This window comes from Pseudomonas sp. GW822-FHT02G04 (assembly GCF_058802085.1).
This window is the reverse complement of sequence record NZ_JBXANU010000019.1, coordinates 1-18,246: the sequence shown is the minus strand read 5'-3', so window position 1 is coordinate 18,246 and position 18,246 is coordinate 1. Positions and strand designations below refer to the sequence as shown.

Annotated in this window: 14 protein-coding genes and 1 pseudogene; 6 read left to right on the top strand and 9 right to left on the bottom strand. The window is 58.9% G+C overall.

Annotated elements, in window-relative coordinates; translation table 11 throughout:
• Positions 1–4 precede the first annotated feature (4 nt).
• The 4 genes from flgC to AC1RO5_RS21350 all read right to left on the bottom strand — a co-directional run bounded on the left by flgC (position 5) and on the right by AC1RO5_RS21350 (position 2,927).
• Positions 5–448: a flagellar basal body rod protein FlgC gene (flgC, locus tag AC1RO5_RS21365; RefSeq protein ID WP_007937507.1), complete on the bottom strand. Its 444-nt coding sequence runs from the start codon at positions 446–448 to the stop codon at positions 5–7.
• 3 nt (positions 449–451) lie between these two features.
• Complete coding sequence (gene flgB, locus AC1RO5_RS21360) at positions 452–859, bottom strand: flagellar basal body rod protein FlgB (protein WP_007937506.1); 408 nt, start codon at positions 857–859, stop codon at positions 452–454.
• Positions 860–1,120: 261 nt separating this feature from the next.
• Positions 1,121–1,948 (bottom strand): protein-glutamate O-methyltransferase CheR, encoded by an 828-nt coding sequence (gene cheR / locus AC1RO5_RS21355; RefSeq protein ID WP_007937505.1) that lies wholly within the window; start codon positions 1,946–1,948, stop codon positions 1,121–1,123.
• Positions 1,949–1,994: 46 nt separating this feature from the next.
• Positions 1,995–2,927: a chemotaxis protein CheV gene (locus AC1RO5_RS21350; protein ID WP_493177473.1), complete on the bottom strand. Its 933-nt coding sequence runs from the start codon at positions 2,925–2,927 to the stop codon at positions 1,995–1,997.
• Between the two features lie 81 nt (positions 2,928–3,008).
• Between AC1RO5_RS21350 and flgA the strand changes: the two genes are divergently transcribed.
• The 4 genes from flgA to AC1RO5_RS21330 all read left to right on the top strand — a co-directional run bounded on the left by flgA (position 3,009) and on the right by AC1RO5_RS21330 (position 5,616).
• Positions 3,009–3,770, top strand: coding sequence for a flagellar basal body P-ring formation chaperone FlgA (flgA, locus tag AC1RO5_RS21345; RefSeq protein WP_019582904.1), 762 nt, complete (start codon positions 3,009–3,011; stop codon positions 3,768–3,770).
• A gap of 168 nt (positions 3,771–3,938) precedes the next feature.
• Positions 3,939–4,265, top strand: coding sequence for a flagellar biosynthesis anti-sigma factor FlgM (gene flgM, locus AC1RO5_RS21340; RefSeq protein ID WP_493177471.1), 327 nt, complete (start codon positions 3,939–3,941; stop codon positions 4,263–4,265).
• Between the two features lie 48 nt (positions 4,266–4,313).
• On the top strand, positions 4,314–4,781 hold the full coding sequence (locus AC1RO5_RS21335) for a flagella synthesis protein FlgN (RefSeq protein ID WP_493177469.1): 468 nt from the start codon (positions 4,314–4,316) through the stop codon (positions 4,779–4,781).
• Positions 4,782–4,869: 88 nt separating this feature from the next.
• Positions 4,870–5,616, top strand: coding sequence for a flagellar brake protein (locus AC1RO5_RS21330; protein WP_493177468.1), 747 nt, complete (start codon positions 4,870–4,872; stop codon positions 5,614–5,616).
• 151 nt (positions 5,617–5,767) lie between these two features.
• Here the strand turns inward: AC1RO5_RS21330 and AC1RO5_RS21325 are convergent, their stop codons facing one another.
• The 4 genes from AC1RO5_RS21325 to AC1RO5_RS21310 all read right to left on the bottom strand — a co-directional run bounded on the left by AC1RO5_RS21325 (position 5,768) and on the right by AC1RO5_RS21310 (position 11,012).
• Entirely contained in the window at positions 5,768–7,150 is a 1,383-nt protein-coding gene (locus tag AC1RO5_RS21325) for an MFS transporter (protein ID WP_493177466.1), read from the bottom strand.
• Between the two features lie 70 nt (positions 7,151–7,220).
• Entirely contained in the window at positions 7,221–8,462 is a 1,242-nt protein-coding gene (locus AC1RO5_RS21320) for a glutamine synthetase family protein (protein WP_493177586.1), read from the bottom strand.
• A gap of 256 nt (positions 8,463–8,718) precedes the next feature.
• Positions 8,719–9,411 carry a sensor histidine kinase gene (locus AC1RO5_RS21315; RefSeq protein WP_305422798.1) on the bottom strand — a complete coding sequence of 231 codons (693 nt, stop codon included), beginning with the start codon at positions 9,409–9,411 and terminating at the stop codon, positions 8,719–8,721.
• Positions 9,408–11,012, bottom strand: a complete 1,605-nt coding sequence (locus AC1RO5_RS21310; RefSeq protein WP_493177464.1) for a response regulator — start codon at positions 11,010–11,012, stop codon at positions 9,408–9,410. The genes AC1RO5_RS21315 and AC1RO5_RS21310 overlap by 4 nt, the downstream gene beginning before the upstream one ends.
• Positions 11,013–11,390: 378 nt before the next feature.
• Here AC1RO5_RS21310 and AC1RO5_RS21305 point away from each other — a divergent pair, with 378 nt between their 5' ends.
• Complete coding sequence (locus tag AC1RO5_RS21305; RefSeq protein WP_493177462.1) at positions 11,391–15,539, top strand: CheR family methyltransferase; 4,149 nt, start codon at positions 11,391–11,393, stop codon at positions 15,537–15,539.
• Between the two features lies 1 nt (position 15,540).
• On the opposite strand, the pseudogene AC1RO5_RS21300 reads toward AC1RO5_RS21305, so the two are convergent.
• Positions 15,541–15,771, bottom strand: a pseudogene (locus AC1RO5_RS21300) (hypothetical protein); the annotation flags it as partial.
• A 766-nt stretch (positions 15,772–16,537) separates the two neighbouring features.
• Between AC1RO5_RS21300 and AC1RO5_RS21295 the strand changes: the two are divergent.
• Positions 16,538–18,246, top strand: a 1,709-nt coding sequence (locus AC1RO5_RS21295; RefSeq protein ID WP_493177461.1) for a VCBS domain-containing protein, incomplete at its 3' end; no start/stop codon positions are given.

The following is an 18,246-nucleotide window of genomic DNA, read 5'->3' as shown; positions in this document are numbered from 1 at the left end:
CTTATCACTGACCGAGGGTCAGGACCTTCTGCATCATGGTTTTGGCGGTGTTCATCATTTCGGCGTTGGTCTGGAACGAACGGCTTGCGGAAATCATGTCGGCCATTTCTTCGACGACGTTGACGTTCGGGTAGTAGACGTAGCCCTTGGCATCGGCGGCCGGATGGTTCGGCTCGTAGCGCGCTTCAAGGTTGCTCTGGTCTTCGACCACACCCAGCACTTGCACGCCTTGACCGGCCGCGTCCTGGTTCTGGAACAGCGAATCGCTGCCGCCACTCTGACCGCCCTGGAACATGGTGGCGAACACCGGGTGACGGGCGCGGTAGGTCTGGTCGATGCTCGACGAAACGGTCTCGGCGTTGGCGATGTTACTGGCGACGGTGTTCAAGCGAGTGGTCTGGGCACTCATGCCGCTACCGGCAATGTTGAAAACACTGGACAGGGACATGAATTACTCTCCGCGCAGGGCTGACACCAGCCCTTTGAATTTACTGTTGAGCAGGGTGAAGCTGGCCTGGAAGTTGACCGCGTTCTCCGCGTAGTTCGACTGTTCCAGTTGGGCGTCCACGGTGTTCTGGTCGATCGACGGTTGCATCGGCGTGCGATACATCAGCGACTCATCGCCATTGCCCAGGCCTTCAGCTTCGATGTGACGGCTGTTGGTCATGCTCAAGGCGAACTTGCCGTTTTTGGTTTTCTCGTTTTGCTCGGCGAGCACTTTCGAGAAGTCCAGATCCCGAGCCTTGTAGTTCGGGGTGTCGGCGTTGGCGATGTTGTTGGCCAGGACTTCGGCACGCTGAGCGCGGAAGCCCAGGGCTTGTTCGTGGATACCGAGCGCTTTATCGAAGCTGATGCTCATGTCGGGAAACCTTCGGGTGACCTGATTTTTCGTAACATGAACATAGCAAGCGGCGTGCCAATTCAAAAAAGCCCGTAAACCGGGGCTTTGCCGGCAGTGGCAAGGCGGCAATGCCAGAAAAGCGGCAACCGATTTCCGCCGCCTGCCGCTTTTCTGCCGCTTTCCTATGGGCAATACCTTCCCCCTACGTGATGCAAAAAGCGCCAGGCATAAAAAAGGAGCCCCGAGGGGCTCCCGTTTTTATGCCTGGCGCTTTTTGCATCACTTCGCCTGGTAAATGATCCCCGGGCTGCACTGGACCATCTGGTAATGGTCCGGCAAACCGTTCAGCGCTTCGGACGCGCCAAGGAACAGATAACCGCCCGGCTTGAGCGTGCTGTGAATGCGCAACAGGATGTCTTTCTTCACCTCGGCGGAGAAGTAGATCAGCACGTTGCGGCAGAACACGATATCGAACTTGCCCAGGCTCGCGTAGCTGTCCAGCAAGTTGAACGAGCGAAACTCCACCCGACTCTTGATCGGTGCCTTGACGGCCCAGCGCCCCGGCCCTTTGGGGTCGAAGTAACGCTGAAGGCGCTCGGGCGACAGACCGCGACCGATGGCCAGGCTGTCGTACTCGCCGGTCTTGCAGTTGGTCAGCATGGTGCCGGACAGGTCGGTGGCAACGATCTGCACGCCCATCTTCAACTGGCCCATGTTGACCCGTTCGAACTCATCGATGGACATCGACAGCGAATACGGTTCCTGACCCGACGAACACGCCGCTGACCAGATCCGCAGGCGCTGACCGGGGCTGGCCTTGATCGCTTCAGGCAATACCTTGTTCTTCAAGACTTCAAACGGATAGGTGTCACGAAACCACAGGGTTTCGTTGGTGGTCATGGCATCCACCACCATCTCGCGCAAACCGCTGCGCGGCTGGGTCTGGATGCGCTGAACCAGCTCACCCAGCGATTTGATGCCCTGCTGTTCCATCAGTTTGTTGAGACGGCTCGAGACCAGATATTGCTTGTTTTCACCGAGCAAAATGCCACAGGCTTTTTCCAGGAATACCCGGAACTGTTCGAAATCCAAATTACCCGTAGACAAAGATGCCGCCTCTTAAATCGTGTTGACCGCCAGGGGCAAAAGGCCCCTAGCTGTTATCTGCTGCTTTGATCCGGTCGACTACCCGGGATGCCAGGTCATCAGGACGGAACTTGGCCAGGAAGTCATCGGCACCGACCTTCTTGACCATCGCCTGATTGAACACACCCGACAACGAAGTATGCAGGATGATATGGAGCTTTTGCATGCGCGGGTCGGCGCGGATCTCGGCCGTCAGGGTGTACCCGTCCATCTCCGGCATCTCGATGTCGGAGATCATCATCAGGAACTCTTCTTCCGGCTTCTTGCCCTCGTCGACCAGCTTGCGCAGGTAATCCAGCGCTTGCCGGCCGTCGTTCAACGCCACCACGTCGACACCGATCGTTTGCAGGCAACGGGTCACCTGCTTGCGCGCCACCGACGAGTCATCGACCGTCAATACGCGCAAAGAGAGCGCCTTGTGTTGGGTTTCAACATCGACCACGCCCACCGAAATCGCTTCCGGTGTCGGCGCCACTTCCGCCAGCACCTTCTCGACGTCGATGATTTCGACTAACTGATTGTCGACCCGAGTCACAGCCGTCAGGTAGTGATCGCGCCCCGTACCCTTGGGTGGCGGATGAATCTCCTCCCAGTTCATGTTGACGATGCGTTCCACCGACCGAACCAGGAAACCCTGGGTCTTGGTGTTGTACTCCGTGATGATCACGAAGGGATTGCTCTGGTCCAGCAACCGACCGGCACCGGTCGCCATCGCCAGATCCAGAATCGGAATGGTTGCCCCCCGAATATTCGCCACACCGCACACGACAGGACTGGACTTGGGCATCAGGGTCAGCTTGGGGCATTGCAGCACCTCGCGAACCTTGAACACGTTGATCCCATACAGCTGCTGGCCGTCGAGACGGAACAACAACAGCTCAAGGCGATTCTGCCCTACCAGTTGTGTGCGCTGGTTCACCGAATCCATTACACCAGCCATGCCCAGACTCCTACACCAACGCTAAGTGTGTTGCGACGCACATTCATCACGAAACGGCACGGCGCTTGCTTTTTAACTCTTATGAACACAGAACCGACATTTTTCCGACACCTGACATCAACCTGCCGCAGATTGCTCTGCGCGATGTCGGCCGCTTGCCTGTTCAACGCTGGCAGCCCTGCCCTTGCTGATACGGTTACCTTGCCTGACATGCTTATCGGCGTCACCCAGGGCTTTCTTGAATTCACCGTAGAGGACTATCTGGCCACCAGTCAAACGCAAGGTCGCTACGAAATCCAGGTCAACCAGCTCGATCCGCGCCTGCGCATGCCAATGTGCGACAAGGAATTGACAGCCACCCTCGAGAGCCCGGCAAGGCCTCTGGGACGGGTCACGGTCAAGGTTCGCTGCGATGGCGCCTCGCCCTGGACCGTCTTCGTGCCCGCTCAAGTGAAGCTGTTTCGCGACATCGTGACGACCACTCGTCCGCTCAAGCGCACAGGGATTATCGAACCTCAGGACGTAACCCTGCGCGAGCGTGATATCAGCCTGATAAATCAGGGGTTTCTGACTTCCGTCGATCAGGCGATCGGGCAAAAACTTACCCGACCAATGGTCGCCGACCAGATCATCACCCTGGTACATCTCGAACAGGCGGAAGTGGTTCGCAAGGGCGACCAGGTGGTGATTACCGCCCGCAGTGGTACGCTCAGTGTGCGCATGCCGGGTGAAGCGCTGTCCAACGGCGGCCTGAGCGAACAGATTCGCGTCAAAAACCTTAACTCCCAGCGGGTCATCAAGGCGCAAGTCACAGCGCCGGGCCAGGTGGAAGTGGCCATGTAAGGGCTCTGGGTGTGTGAAGTGATGGCGCACCGCCTGGCGGTTGCCTAAACTGTGCCGCATGCAGGGCATGCGCTGGCGCATGCGAGCTCATTTGATAAATGGGCCTAAAGTTTTTCGGGAAATCGCCGAAAACATGGCAAGCGTCCAAATATCCAGAGGTTTTTTGTCATGGTCATCGATTTCAGTCGTTTAAACAGCTCCTCGTCACTTACGGGCAGTACACGTACCAGCGTTGCGAAGGAAACCGCCGAAGCCGGCCAATCCGCGCCGCTGAATACCCCGGCCGAACAGGCCAGTACCACCAAAAGCGGGGAATCGGTACACCTCAGCAATGAGGCTCAACAGTTGCAGAAGGTCACTGACAAGCTGCGCGATCAGCCTGCCGTCGACAACGCCCGCGTGGCCGAGTTGAAAGCAGCGATTGCCGATGGCAGCTATAAAGTCGACAGCAACCGTGTAGCCAGCAAACTGCTAAATTTCGAAGCCCAGCGCTAGGCCACGGCCCGCGCCAGGCTTTTGGACGCTTAAAACCCAAGGCCAGCCATGCACGACACTCATTTACTGCAACTGATCATCGACGACTTTGCCCCGGCGCAACAACTGCTGGAGCTGCTGCAAACCGAGTCCCTCGCCTTGCACGGTCGCGACATGCCACTGCTCGAAGAAATTCTGGCGCATAAACAGGCATTGATCATTCTGCTCGAACAGCATGGCCGCAAGCGCAGTGAAATCCTCGTCAGCCTCAACCTGCCGACCAATCGCCAGGGCTTGGAGCAACTCGCTAGCCAGTCGAGCATTGGCGAACGGTTGCTGGAACAGAGCGACGTGCTGACCGACCTCCTGGCCCAGTGCCAGGCCGCCAATGTCAACAATGGCCAGTCGATTCTGGTGCAGCAGGCCGCCACGGCCAACCAGCTGAAAATCCTCACCGGCGGCGAGCCGCCAGCGCTCTACGACGCCCGCGGATCAACCTCCAAGCTCGCCAAGCCACGCCCGCTCAGTCAGGCTTGAGCCTTTCGATGAGCACGCCCTATCAAGACACGCAACATGCTGGCAGAATGCCGGCTAGTAGTCATATTTGTCTGGAGATTGATACCCCGTGTTCAATGCCTTAAGCGCGGAAGATGCTCCGCAGCCACCCAAGGTGCTCACCACGCCCCTGGAAATCTCCAGCAACCTGCGTCAGCTGCAAGACAGCCATGACCCGCTGATCATCACGTTCCACGAGCGCAGCCAGCGCTTCCAGAGTTATCTGGTGGACGTCGACCGTGACAGCAACATGATCGCCCTGGACGAAATGATCCCGCGCGACGGCGAACGCTTTCTGCTGGCCGGCGAACCGTTCAAGGTCGAAGGCTTCCACGACGGCGTGCGCATCGCCTGGGAAAGCAATGGCCCGCTGACCATTGACGAGTCCGGCGATGGCCGCTGCTACCGTGGCACGCTGCCCGATGAGGTGGTTTACCACCAGCGCCGCAATGCTTTCCGCGCTGCGTTGAAGCTGGCACAACTGGTCAATGTCGAGCTGGGGGGTGAGAAACTCAAATCGCCCATCAGCGGCAAACTGTTGGACATCTCCGCCACCGGCTGCAAATTGCGCTTCGAAGGCGACATCACCGCCAGGCTGCAATTGGGCCAGGTCTACGACCGCTTCATCGCCGCCCTGCCCTTCGGCAGCATGACTGCACCGGTGGAGCTGCGTTACCTGCACTTTGAAGAAAAGATCAACACCACCTTCGCCGGCGTGCGTTTTCACAACATGAGCGGCCTGGTGCAACGGCAGGTCGAGCGGTTCGTCTATCAGCTTCAGCGTGAAGCGCGACGCTTTGACAAAGACGACTTCTGATACACCCCGCCAATAAAAAAACGGGCAGTCCCTAGCGGTGACTGCCCGTTTTTTTTGGATGCTTTTGTAGGAGCTGGCGAAGCCTGCGATCTTTTGATCTTAAAAGATCGCAGCCTGCGGCAGCTCCTACAGGGAGATCAGTGTCCGGCCATCAAGGCCTCGCTTCGGTAAAACTTTGCTCGCGTCCGGTGTCAGGGTCTTCAGATTCCGTAGCGATTTCAGCTTCCGATTCGGGCTCGGCATCCGGCTCCTGGTCAGGCTCCGGATTGACCGGATTCTGCATCTGATCCTGCACCACCTGCTCATCGACACGTGGGTCAAGGCACGCCACCAGTGGCGAACTCGACATGCTGTCGGGCATGGCCACGTGATGCAGCGGGGCATCGTCCACCTGATGCAGATTGGTCACCGCTTTCGGACGGATTCGCCACACCAGCACCAGCGCAAAGAAGCTGAAAAAGGCATAGAGCATGTGACTGCCGAACAACTTCATCAGCACCCCGGCCACCAGCGGTCCGACACTCGCGCCGACACCGTAGGTCACCAGCAACATGGCCGTCAGCGACACCCGGCGATCACCCTCGACGTGGTCGTTGGAAAACGCCACCGCCAACGGGTACAGGCAGAACTGCACCAACGAGCAGAGGAACCCGGCGATGAACAGCACCTCTATTGGCACTTGCTGCATGATCGCCAGCGGCAACGCGGCCAGTGCCAGGCTAAACGCAAAACTGCGGATCAACAGCGCCCGATCGTAGCGGTCCGACAGCCACCCCAACGGCCACTGCACCACCAGGCCTGCAAAAATGCAGCTACCCATGAACAGACCGACCTGCTCGGTGGACAATCCTTGCTGGGAGGCATACAGCGGCGCCAGGCCGTAGAACGAACCGACGATCAGCCCCGCCCCCAACACTGTGCTGAGTGACTGCGGCACGCGTTTGATGAAGAAGCGCGGCTCCATCGGCGCCGGGTGCAATGGCGCCGGGTGAATCCGCCGGGTCAGGGCCACCGGCACCAGACACAGGGCGAAACACAACGCGACCAGCATCAGCAGCTCCAGGCCCAGGCCCGGGTGCATGACCAGAATCAGCTGACCCAACACCAGCCCCAGGTACGAAGCGATCATGTAGCCGCTGAACACCACGCCACGCTGCTTGGCTTCTGCCTGCTCATTGAGCCAGCTTTCGATCACCATGTACTGGCACATCATGCCCAGGCCAACGATCACCCGCAGGAACAGCCACGCGGGCAGCCAGTCGACCAGGCCATGGCCCAGCACCGCCGCACCGACGATCCCGGCGCAGGCTGAATAAGCTCGAATATGCCCGACCCGGGCAATCAGCCGATGGCCGATCTTGCCGCCCAGCACCAGGCCGAAATAGTTGGCCGCCATCAACGCGCCGACCCACAGGCTGTCGACCTTATCGGCCGCCAGGCGCAGGGCAAGGTAAGTACTCAACAGGCCCGAGCCGATCAACATCATCAGCGAGGCGAAATAAAGTCCTCGAAAGGATTTCAGGATTTGGCGCATCGGCGTTCCGAGCGGCTCCTTGCAGTGAGTATCGGGCTATCGACAACGATAGCCCGATGGCGACGGGTCGTCAGGCCTGGGCTGCTAGAACACGCCGTTCCCAGGGAGTAATTTCATCGAGGAAGCTGGTCAACTCCATGGTCTTCGAAGCGATGTAGCCTTCGATGAACTCCTTGCCGAACAGTTCCTTCGCCAAATGGCTACGTTTCAGACGTTCGAGAGCGGCATGCAAGGTACACGGCAACGCAAGATTATCCGGCACCACGAATTCGCCCCGGGCCGCTTCGCTCGGTTCCAGTTTGTTTTCGATGCCATACAGCCCCGACGCCAGGCTCGCGGCGATCGCCAGATACGGGTTGGCATCGGCCCCCGGCAAGCGGTTTTCGACCCGACGAGCGACCGGTGAACTGGCTGGAATGCGCAGACCGGCCGCGCGGTTGTCATGGGACCAGCAGGCATTATTCGGCGATGCAAAAGGATGGCACAGGCGTTGATAGGAGTTCACGTTCGGCGCAAACAGCGCGGTGAAATCCGCCAGGCCGGCCTGTTGGCCACCGATGAAATGACGGAAGGTCGCGGTCGGCTCGCCGGCCTTGTCACTGAACACATTACGCCCGGTGTCGATCTCGACGATGCTCTGGTGAATATGCATCGAACTGCCCGGCGTGTGGGCCAATGGCTTGGCCATGCAGACCACGGTCAGGCCATGCTTGAGCGCCACTTCCTTGAGCAGATGCTTGAACAGCAAGGTCTGGTCGGCCAGCAGCAGCGGATCGCCGTGCAGCAGATTGATCTCGAACTGGCTGACGCCCATCTCGTGCATGAAGGTATCGCGGGGCAAGCCCAGCGCCGCCATGCCTGCGTAGACGTCAGTGAAGAACGGCCGCAAGCCGTTATTGGAGCTGATGCTGAATGCCGAATGACCGTCCTCGCGACGACCGTCCAGGCCCACTGGCGGCTGGAAGGGTTGCGTCGGGTCAGGGTTGGGCGCGAATACGAAAAATTCCAGCTCGGTCGCCACGACTGGCGCCAGGCCGAGGGCGGCGTAGCGAGCGATCACCGCCTTGAGTTGGCCACGAGTCGACAGATGCGAGCTCTCGCCAGTCAATTCCTGCGCATCGCATATGGCCAATGCCCGAGGGTGCGAACTCCAGGGCAAGCGGTGGATCTGCGCCGGATCAGGCACCAGCGCCAGGTCGCCATCATCGCTGCCGTAAAAGTGCGCGGGTGGATAGCCACCCATGATGCATTGCAGCAGCACTCCCCGCGCCATCTGCAAACGCCGCCCCTCAAGAAATCCTTCGGCGGTCATTACCTTGCCGCGTGGTACGCCGTTCAGGTCCGGCGTGACACATTCAATCTCATCAATGCCCGTCAATCGCTGCGCGAGTGAGCGATGGCCATCGGTTGTCATGACGCAATCCTTGTTGTTGTACGAGCCGCGAACGGCGACCCGTACAAAATAGGCTCCAGCTGTTCGGAATATCAAGCAGCGTCAAACAAAAAGGCGCAATAGCCAGACAACACGGTCCCGTAGGGGGGGAGTATTCCAGGTTAAAAACGGCGTTCTACGGGAGGTAGAGGCTGAACACGCCACCGCCCAACGGGCCGCCATTACTGATTTCGGTGCGTCCGCCCACACCATTACGCTGATGCAAGGCGGCAATCCGCCCGGCAAAGTACAAGCCCAGGCCAGTACTGCCGCTGCTGTGATTGATGCCCTGCACATAGTCGGCCTGACGCTCGATCATCTCCGGTGGATACCCCTCGCCATCGTCGTTGATGGTCAGCACCAATTGCCCGGCCTCATCGCTGACGCTGATCAACAAGGCATGCCGGGCATAACGGATGGCGTTGTTGATGCTGTTGGCGAGCACCGAGGCAATCAGCTCACGATCGAAGAAACCCAGCGGGCTCAACGGGTCCACTTCATAGGTCGCGATAATCCCGCGGCTGGCGAACACTTCTTGATGAGCCGCCAGTTGCGCCTCAATGAAGTCATCCAGCTCATGGTAGGCCGGCTGCAACGGCATCTGGTTGACGCCCAGCTTGTACAGCCCCAGCAACTGCACCAGCATGCCGTTGAGGTGGGCGAACTCGAAGTCGATGACGCCCTGCTCCGGGGTGTGCTGCTCAGGATCGGGTAAGCGTGCCAGCCATTGACTGTGCGCCTGCATCAGCATGGCCAGAGAGTTCTTCATGTCGTGCACGGTGGAGGCAATCACCGTGGAAAAGTCGAGTGACGGTTCGCTGTCGATCATTCGCCGAACGCCTTGATTTTCAGTTTCTGGTAGCGCGGATAACGCGCGTCGGTATCGGGCATCAGGCCGACCGTTTTCAGGCAGGCCCGGCACTCTTCCAGCTCGGCCGACGGCACGCTGGTGTCGGTGCCATGCAGCAGCGACTGCGCCATGTTCAGGGCAATACTGATGTTCTTCGGTTGCAGCGCCAGGGCTTTGCGGAATACATCCCGGGCTTCCACCAGGTTGCCGGTCTTGTACACCCGCACGCCCTGACGGTTGAGGTCGGCGGCCGCGTTGCCCGAGTTGAGGATGGTCGGATCGTCGGTCAGCTTGGCGATGCCCTTCATCACGGTCGGATCGTCGCCGTAGATTTCCGCACAGTTTTTCAACATCGAAGCACCGGCACTCGCCTGCCCCAGCATTTGCAACTGCTTGGCCACCAGCAGCGCCGCTTCGGCGCTCATGAACTGTTCCATGCCATCGAGGCGCATCATCGCTTGCTCGGTGAGCTTCTCGGCGGTTTCGGCATCGTTGAGCAGCAGGCTGGTGGCCTTCATCAGACGCGCACGAATCTGCAAGCCCGGGTCGGAAGGATTTTCCTTCGCCACCGCACTCAGCGTCGTGTTGATTTCAAGGCGGGTCCGAGTGTCCAGGCCCTTTTCCGCACCTTTGCTGATCAAGGCATGGGCCAGGCCGAGGTTGCTTTCCGCATCCTTGAAACGTGACTGCGCCCCTTGGTTCACGGCCTGGCGATAGGCTTTGGAGGCGGTGTCGAAATCTTCGTTGGCCATTGCCAGCTTGCCCAGCAACGCTTGTCGGCGCACCGCCAGCGGCGACAGGCGAATAGCCTCTTCCAAGACTTTCTGCGCTCCTTTGGTGTCGCCTTCGGCGACCAGCACATCGGCCATGCCATCGTAGAGGGCCGGCATCATCGGGAAGACTTTCAAGGCTTTTTCGTAAATGCCCTTGGCCTGGCTGACCTGCCCGCGCTTGAACAGCAACTGACCCAACCCGGCAAACGCCCAAGGCAAAGGACGGTCCGCCAGAATGCTGTCGTACAGACGCTCCAGCGCTTCGTTCTGGTTCAAGTCGCGCAATGCATCGGCGCGGTAACGCAGGCACAGCGGCGAATATCGAATGTCCTGTTTGCACAGGGCGATGCAGGCATTGAGCACTTCAACCGGTTTGCCCCGGTCAAGCGCTTGCAGGATCGGTTTGAGCAAGGTCTTGCGCTGTTCCAGTCGCTCCAGGCGCTGGGCCAGACCGGAGCGGTTGAACGGTTTGGTAAGGTAAGCGTCGGGCTCATGCTCCAGCGCGCTGAGCACCATGGCCTGGCTGGTTTCGGCGGTGACCATGACAAACACACTTTCATGGCTGATCAGCTTCTCGATCATCAGGTCTTCGAGCACCTGCTGACCGTTCTTCTTGCCATCGCCCAGGTGGAAATCCTGCAGGATGAAGTCGTAGGACTTCTGCGAGCACATGCGCAGCGCCTGCTCACCGGTATCAGCGGTGTCGACGTCCTTGACGCCCAACTCCCGCAGCATGGACCTGACGGAACTGCGGAAATCCGAGAAATCATCGACGATCAAAAAGCTTTTTTGGTGATACGACAGCATCGAAGATTTCCAGGCAATTTAAGGAAGAACAACCCAAAGGCAACCACACGGGCAAACTCAGCTTCGCGCCCTTTTTGGCGCGCAGATGATAGCGAGAGGCCATAGGCTATCAAGTCATTTCGCATCAGCCGGTGATTGCCGGCCGCCAGAAACGAAAATCACAACGACCGTCAAGGTTATCGGCCAGTAGTCGCGATCCCTTGAAGCGGCGGGAGTGCAATCGCGCATTTGCTTGTCAAAAACTTATATAGCCGCACAAATGCGCGCTAAATAATTGAAGGCGTTATTGAGAAACGGGATTATCCTGTTTTAAGAAACCCGCGTTTTATATCCGCTCGCCCTCAATACGTTTTACATCGCCAGCACAGGCAGAAAGAAATGACCACAGCCCCCAAGCACTCGGCCACGGCGCCCGAGCGAAAGGTATTGAGCCCCAGCACCCTGGACTTTCCCGTGGTGGGCATTGGCGCTTCGGCGGGCGGGCTGCAAGCCATTAAATTGTTCTTCGAGAACATGCCTCACGACAACGGCATGGCATTTGTGATCATTCTTCACCTGTCGCCCGACCACCAAAGCATCGCAGACCAGATCATCCAGGAATCGACCCGGATGCCGGTCCTGCAGGTCACCGAAACTGTGCCGATCGAGAAAAACCGGGTGTACGTCATCTCACCGGCGCAGCGGCTGACGATGAATGACGGCAACCTGGAGGTCAGTGACAACGATCCACACCTGGGGCGCCACGCCTCGATCGATCTGTTCTTTCGTGACTTGGCCGATGTCCATCAGGAACGCGCCTTTTGCCTGGTGCTTTCCGGCAGCGGCTCCGATGGCGCGGTCGGTTTGTCACGCATCAAGGAACAGGGCGGTATCACCATGGCCCAGATGCCGGAAGACGCCGAGTTCGACGGTATGCCTCGGGCGGCCATCGAGACCGGCATGGTCGATCTGGTGTTGCCTGTGGTGGAAATGCCGCAAAAGCTGCTGGACCTGTGGCACAACTCCCGGGAAATCAGCTTGCCCGCCGCCAACGATCCGCATCTGCAAACCATTGCCTCGGTATCCGAGCGCGAAGCAGCACTCGCCGAGCAAATGCTGCACGACATCCTGATTCTGTTGCGCACCGGCACCGGCCATGACTTCAAGCACTATAAACGCGCGACGGTATTGCGACGGATCGAGCGCCGGATGCAAGTCACCGCCCAGCCAGAGTTGGTAGCTTATTACCGCTACCTGCAAAACAATCCCGAAGAAACCAAGGCGTTGCTGGCAGACATGCTGATAGGCGTGACCAACTTCTTCCGTGATCGCGAAGCCTTCGAAGCGCTGGAGCGCGATATCGTGCCGCAACTGGTTGGCGCCGCGGTGTCGGCCCAGCCTGAGAAAGAAGAAATCCGGATCTGGTCGGCTGGCTGCTCCACCGGCGAAGAAGCCTACAGCCTGGCGATGTTGGTCAACGATCAGCTGCAGCTGGAGGACAGCAAGGCCTCGCTGCAAATTTTCGCCACCGACATCGACGAGCGCGCCATCAGCTTCGGCCGGGCCGGTCTGTACCCGCAAGCCATAGTGACGGATGTACCGCCGACGCGGCTGCGGCATTACTTCATCAAGGAAGATGAGCACTATCGGATTCGCAAGGAAATCCGCGAGAAGGTGCTGTTCGCCAAGCACAGCCTGCTGTCCGACCCACCCTTCTCGCAAATCGATCTGATCGTGTGCCGGAACCTGTTGATCTATCTGGATCGCGAAGTACAACGCGAAATCCTGCAGATGTTCCACTTTGCATTACGGCCCGGTGGCTTCCTGTTCCTGGGGTCTTCCGAAAGCGCAGACGCTTGCCATGAGCTGTTCACGCCGGTGGACAAACGCAACCGGATCTTCCGTGCTAAAACCGGCACCGCCAGTAGCCGACGTACGCCGACCGTGCCGCGCGGTGGTTATGTGCGCTCCAATATTTCCCGGCAGGCGCCGCAAAACGTCGTGCAGCGCAAACTGTCGTTCGCCGACATCCACCAGCGCGCCCTCGAACGCTACGCTCCGCCGAGCATGATCGTCGATACCAACGCCGACATCCTGCACATGAGCGAAGGTGCCGGGCGTTTCCTGCGGCATGTGGGCGGTGAGCTGTCACGCAACCTGCTGACGCTGATCCTTCCGGAACTGCGCCTGGAAATCCGCACCACGCTGTTCCAGGTCCAGCAGAGCGGCCTGGCCGTGAAATCACGCGAGGTGCCGATCAAGCGCGAAGAGCGGCGTTACAAGGTCAGCCTGGAGGCGCAGCCTTACAAGGATGACGAGTCGGACGGCGAGTTCGTCCTGGTGATTTTCGAGGAAGTCGAAGTCGATCCTTCACAAGCGACGGCCACGACCCTGCTGCAAACCGAAAGCCAGGTGCTGTCCAACCTGGAGCGTGAACTGCAACGCACCAAGCTGCACTTGCAGGACACCATCGAACAATCGGAAATTTCCAGTGAAGAACTGAAAGCGTCCAACGAAGAAATGCAGGCGATCAATGAAGAACTGCGCTCGGCCACCGAAGAGCTGGAAACCAGCAAGGAAGAGCTGCAATCGATCAACGAAGAGCTGCTGACGGTCAACTACGAGCTGAAAACCAAAGTCGAAGAAACCGACAAGATCAACGACTACCTGACCAACCTGATCGCCTCCACCGACATTGCCACGGTGTTTGTCGACCGCAGCATGCGGATCAAATGGTTCACCCCGCGTGCCACCGATATTTTCAGCATGTTGCCGGTGGATACCGGCCGCTCCCTGCTCGACATCACGCACCGCCTGCACTACGACGACCTGGCGAGTGACGCCGCACTGGTATTCGAATCACTGAACATGATCGAACGTGAAGTCAGCAGCACCGACAAGCACTGGTACATCGCCCGCCTGCTGCCCTACCGCTCCAGCGAAGACCATATCGACGGCACCGTGCTGACGTTCATCGACATCACCAAACGCCGCGCGGCCGAAGAAGAACTACGCCTGGGCGAAGAACGCATGCGTCTGGTGGCCGAAAGCACCCGCGACTACGCAATCATCACCCTCGATGAACAGGGTGTGATCACCAGCTGGAACAAAGGCGCCGAACTGATCTTCGGCTACAGCAAGACCGAGGCCGAAGGCGCTTACTACGACTTCATTTTTTCCGCCGAAGACCGCGCCACCGGCGTGCCTGAAACCGAACTGCTGGGGGCTCGCACCCATGGCCGTTCCGAAGATGAACGCTGGCATCTACGCAAGGATGGCAGCCGTTTCTATTGCAGCGGCGAGGTGACCCAGCTCAACGGTGACAACCTTCGCGGCTACGTGAAAATCGCCCGGGACCTGACCGGTCACAAACGCCAGCATGAAGAGCAGAGCCAACAACTGGCCGAGACGCTGAACACCAATTACCTCAAGGATGAGTTCTTCGCGGTCATGTCCCACGAACTCAAGCATCCCCTGAACCTGATCCAGCTCAACGCCGAACTGTTGCGGCGTTTGCCGGTGACCAAGTCGGTGGCGCCGGCCGCCAAAGCCGTCAGCACCATCTGCGATGCCGTCAGTAGCCAGGCACGGATCATCGACGACTTGCTGGACGTCGCCCGTGTCCGCACCGGCAAGCTCAAGCTCAAACCGATCGCCGTGGATCTGGCCAGTGTGCTGCGCGACATTTACACCGTCGTCCTCAATGACCAGCACAGCACCACCGTCGAGCTGCATGTGCCTTTGGAACCGTTGATAGTGTGCGCCGATCCGACGCGCCTGGAGCAGATCATCTGGAACCTGGTGAACAACGCACTGAAATTCACCCCGCCCGACGGCCGCGTGCAATTGATCGCCAGCCTGGCCGGGAACATGGCGCGGCTGGACGTCAAGGACAATGGTACCGGCATCGCGGCCGAGAACCTCGAACACGTATTCGACCTGTTTGGCCAGGCTGAAACACAGCACGCCAACCACCAGCGCGAGGGGCTGGGCATCGGTTTGTCACTGGTGCGCCAATTGACCGAGGCACAACATGGTACGGTTGAGGTGAGTTCACCGGGCGTTGGGGAAGGCTGTACCTTCAGTGTCTACTTGCCGCTGGCCAAGACCAAAAGTGAAACTCAACCAGCGACTCAAATCGACGACGCATCGGGAAGGCTGAGCGGCTTGACGATTCTGCTGGTCGACGACTCTGCCGAGGTACTGGAAACCCTGAAAATGCTGCTGGAAATGGAAGACGCCGAAGTCGTTGCCTTCGATCGTCCGGGGGATGCTCTGGACGCGGCGACCAGCAGCCACTTCGACCTGATCATTTCGGATTTGGGCATGCCGGTCATGAATGGCCATGAACTGATGCGAGCATTACGTCAGTTGCCGCACGTCAAGGATGTGCCGGCCATTGCCCTGACCGGTTATGGCGCCAGCAGCGATATTAAAAAAGCCTGTCAATCGGGCTTTGACCAGTACATTGGAAAACCGGTGTCCTACGATGACCTGATCGCGACCATCGAGAACCTGCGACAGTCCCGGGCATCAGGTTCTGAATAGCTCAGCGTAAATAGGCGCGTTGTACGCAGACGCGCCGGTCAATCGCCTGCTTCAGTCGCTCCTTGTGGTCAGCCCAGACCCAGGGATCGACTTTGGGCGCGCGCATGAGGTTAAGCATGGCCGCTTTGGCGGCCAGGTATTCCGACCACGCGTCTTCACAGCTGAGCTTGAAACGCTCACGTTCGCTCATTTCCATCCGCCGCAGCGCCAGTACCGACTCATCGGTGATGACCAGAACTGCGCACCTCTGTGTCGCATTACTTGGCTCCTTGAGTGGAGTCAGAAGTAAGGCACAGCAATAACGGACTTTCCACGTAAGTCGTCAGGTGGTTCGAGCATGAAAAAAAACGCCAGAGGAATGCCCTGACGGGCTTTTTTAACCGCTGACGCTGCAATTTTAGAGTGCCCCTGCACTGGAATTTCGCAGCCAGCCCTTGCCGCATAAGGGTTTCAGCTCATTTGAGGCGCACCACTGTTGAGCGCCTGCGGACACTTCGCCAAAAACAGATCGACGTAATATTGACACCAAAACATCCACTTGTCGGAATATTGGCACATCGTACTGTTACCTTCGTTTAACACCTTTACAAAGCCTGACCCCACAACTAAACACCTATCAAACTGATATCAGGAAAGGCCGTCTCCCTGAGTCAGTGCTGTACCAAAATACGGCCTCACCTAGCCATCACTTCAGGAGTCCCTGCCATATGGGTGCTCTCAGATTACTGCGCGCCAAGCGCAGCGCAGCCCCAGGCTTGGGCCCACATTCGCCCGACCGCTCCTGCGATTCGCTCCTCAAGTGCGGCGAACTTTTTCACCTCCGCGACACCCGCGTCCCTCTGCCCGCAGCGCCTGTTGCGTCGGGCCCGGACGGCCGACGATGTCCGGCGGCCGCCTCGCACCGCTCCTGAACACTCTGAGCGGCACAAGCACGGGACTTCGTCCTGTTTGCAGTCCCTGGCGATTCCAATAAAAAAAAGCATTCTCGGGAGAAAGACATGGCTACCACCACCACGACCAGCGGCGGCACCGTTACTTCGTTTTCCAATACGCCGCAGGCGCAGGACGATATTTTCACTACAGGTGTCGTTGGCACGAGCAGCGTGACCATCACTGAAGACCTGCAGGGAATCGTCTACCTGGACGTCATGTCCAATGACCTCGGTGGCAACGCAAAGACACTCTGGTCACTCGATAATGCGACCAGTCTTTCTACTGCCACCAAGGTTTATGCTCCGGCCGATCTGCTGGTCCAGGACACCAGCAGAATCGAGGCGACGAGTGCCGACACCAGCCTCTATGGGGCAAAAATCTGGATTACGTCGGATGGAAAAGTCGGTTACGACGCCGCTACGTTGTCGACTGAATTCAAGGCGCAACTTCAGGCGCTTGCTGCCGGAGCGTCCCTGGCAGACAGCTTTACGTATGCGATTCGTCTCGGCAATGGCACCCTCAGCTGGGCCACTGCGCAGGTGCAATTCGCAGGTGTGAATGACAGCGTGACGATGAGCCTCGGCGCACAGGCCGGCACCGTAACCGAAGATGCGACCACGACGCCGAGCACAACCGACTCGCTGAGCACGACGGGCACGATTGCGTTTAGCGATGTCGACCTGAGCGACACACATACCGCCTCATTCGTGGCGGCGGGAGGCAATACCACAGCGATGGGCAACTTCGCCCTTGCCTCTGTCATTGAAGCGGCCAATGCGGCCAACGGCACCGTTAACTGGACATACACCGTGAATAATGCGGCAGCCCAGTGCCTGGCCCAGGGTCAGACGGCTACCGAAACTTATATGGTCACCGTCAATGATGGGCATGGTTCGTCGACAACGAAGAATGTAACGATCACCATCACCGGCACCAACGACCAGGTGCATATCACCAGCGGCGTGCAGACCGGCGATGCCAAGGAAGACAGCGGCGACTACGCTGCCAACGGCAGCATCACCTTCACCGACGCCGACCTGATCGACACTCACAGCGTCACCGTCACACCGGGCGCTTCCGGCTACCTGGGCAGCTTCACCACAGATCCACTGCACGACAGCACCGGCACGGGCAGCGGTTCGCTGGGCTGGCACTTCGCGGTAGACAACGCCGCCGTGCAGTTCCTGGGCGAAGGCCAGACCCTCACCCAGACCTATAACGTGGCGATCGGCGACGGCACGGTACAGACCGTGACCATTACTATCACCGGCACCAACGACCGGCCAACACTGACGATTGCCGACACCTCCGGCGCAATGAGCGAAGGCAACGGTGCGGCCACACTGAGCGACAGCGGCGCACTGAGCTTTGCCGATGTGGACAACATCGACGTGGTGACTGTGTCCCACACCTCCAACGGCAACATCGCCTGGAGCGGCGGCACACTCAATGCGGGCGTGGCTTCGGCACTGGTGGCCGGTTTCTCGGTCGATCAGAACAGCTGGGACTACAGCACCAACCAGAACCTCGACTTCCTCGGCGCGGGTGAAACCATCACCTTCTCGTACAAGGTGATCGCCACCGACAACAGCGGTACAGCTAACGCTGCTTCGGCGATGCAGACCGTGACCATCACCATTACCGGCAGCAACGATGCGCCGGTGCTCAGTTTCGCCACCGGCAACGATGCCGGCGCGGTGCAGGAAGACACCACGCTCAGCGTCAGTGGCCAGTTCAGTTCGACCGACATCGACCACGCGGCCACCGCCACCTG

What these genes read in the sequence shown, in the direction of transcription:
- AC1RO5_RS21350 (WP_493177473.1), bottom strand. Translation starts at nt 2,927, where the DNA reads ATGGCTGGTGTAATGGATTCGGTGAACCAGCGCACACAACTGGTAGGG.
- flgA (WP_019582904.1), top strand. Translation starts at nt 3,009, where the DNA reads ATGAACACAGAACCGACATTTTTCCGACACCTGACATCAACCTGCCGC.
- AC1RO5_RS21320 (WP_493177586.1), bottom strand. Translation starts at nt 8,462, where the DNA reads ATGACCGCCGAAGGATTTCTTGAGGGGCGGCGTTTGCAGATGGCGCGG.
- flgM (WP_493177471.1), top strand. Translation starts at nt 3,939, where the DNA reads ATGGTCATCGATTTCAGTCGTTTAAACAGCTCCTCGTCACTTACGGGC.
- AC1RO5_RS21305 (WP_493177462.1), top strand. Translation starts at nt 11,391, where the DNA reads ATGACCACAGCCCCCAAGCACTCGGCCACGGCGCCCGAGCGAAAGGTA.
- AC1RO5_RS21310 (WP_493177464.1), bottom strand. Translation starts at nt 11,012, where the DNA reads ATGCTGTCGTATCACCAAAAAAGCTTTTTGATCGTCGATGATTTCTCG.
- AC1RO5_RS21325 (WP_493177466.1), bottom strand. Translation starts at nt 7,150, where the DNA reads ATGCGCCAAATCCTGAAATCCTTTCGAGGACTTTATTTCGCCTCGCTG.
- flgB (WP_007937506.1), bottom strand. Translation starts at nt 859, where the DNA reads ATGAGCATCAGCTTCGATAAAGCGCTCGGTATCCACGAACAAGCCCTG.
- AC1RO5_RS21335 (WP_493177469.1), top strand. Translation starts at nt 4,314, where the DNA reads ATGCACGACACTCATTTACTGCAACTGATCATCGACGACTTTGCCCCG.
- flgC (WP_007937507.1), bottom strand. Translation starts at nt 448, where the DNA reads ATGTCCCTGTCCAGTGTTTTCAACATTGCCGGTAGCGGCATGAGTGCC.
- AC1RO5_RS21315 (WP_305422798.1), bottom strand. Translation starts at nt 9,411, where the DNA reads ATGATCGACAGCGAACCGTCACTCGACTTTTCCACGGTGATTGCCTCC.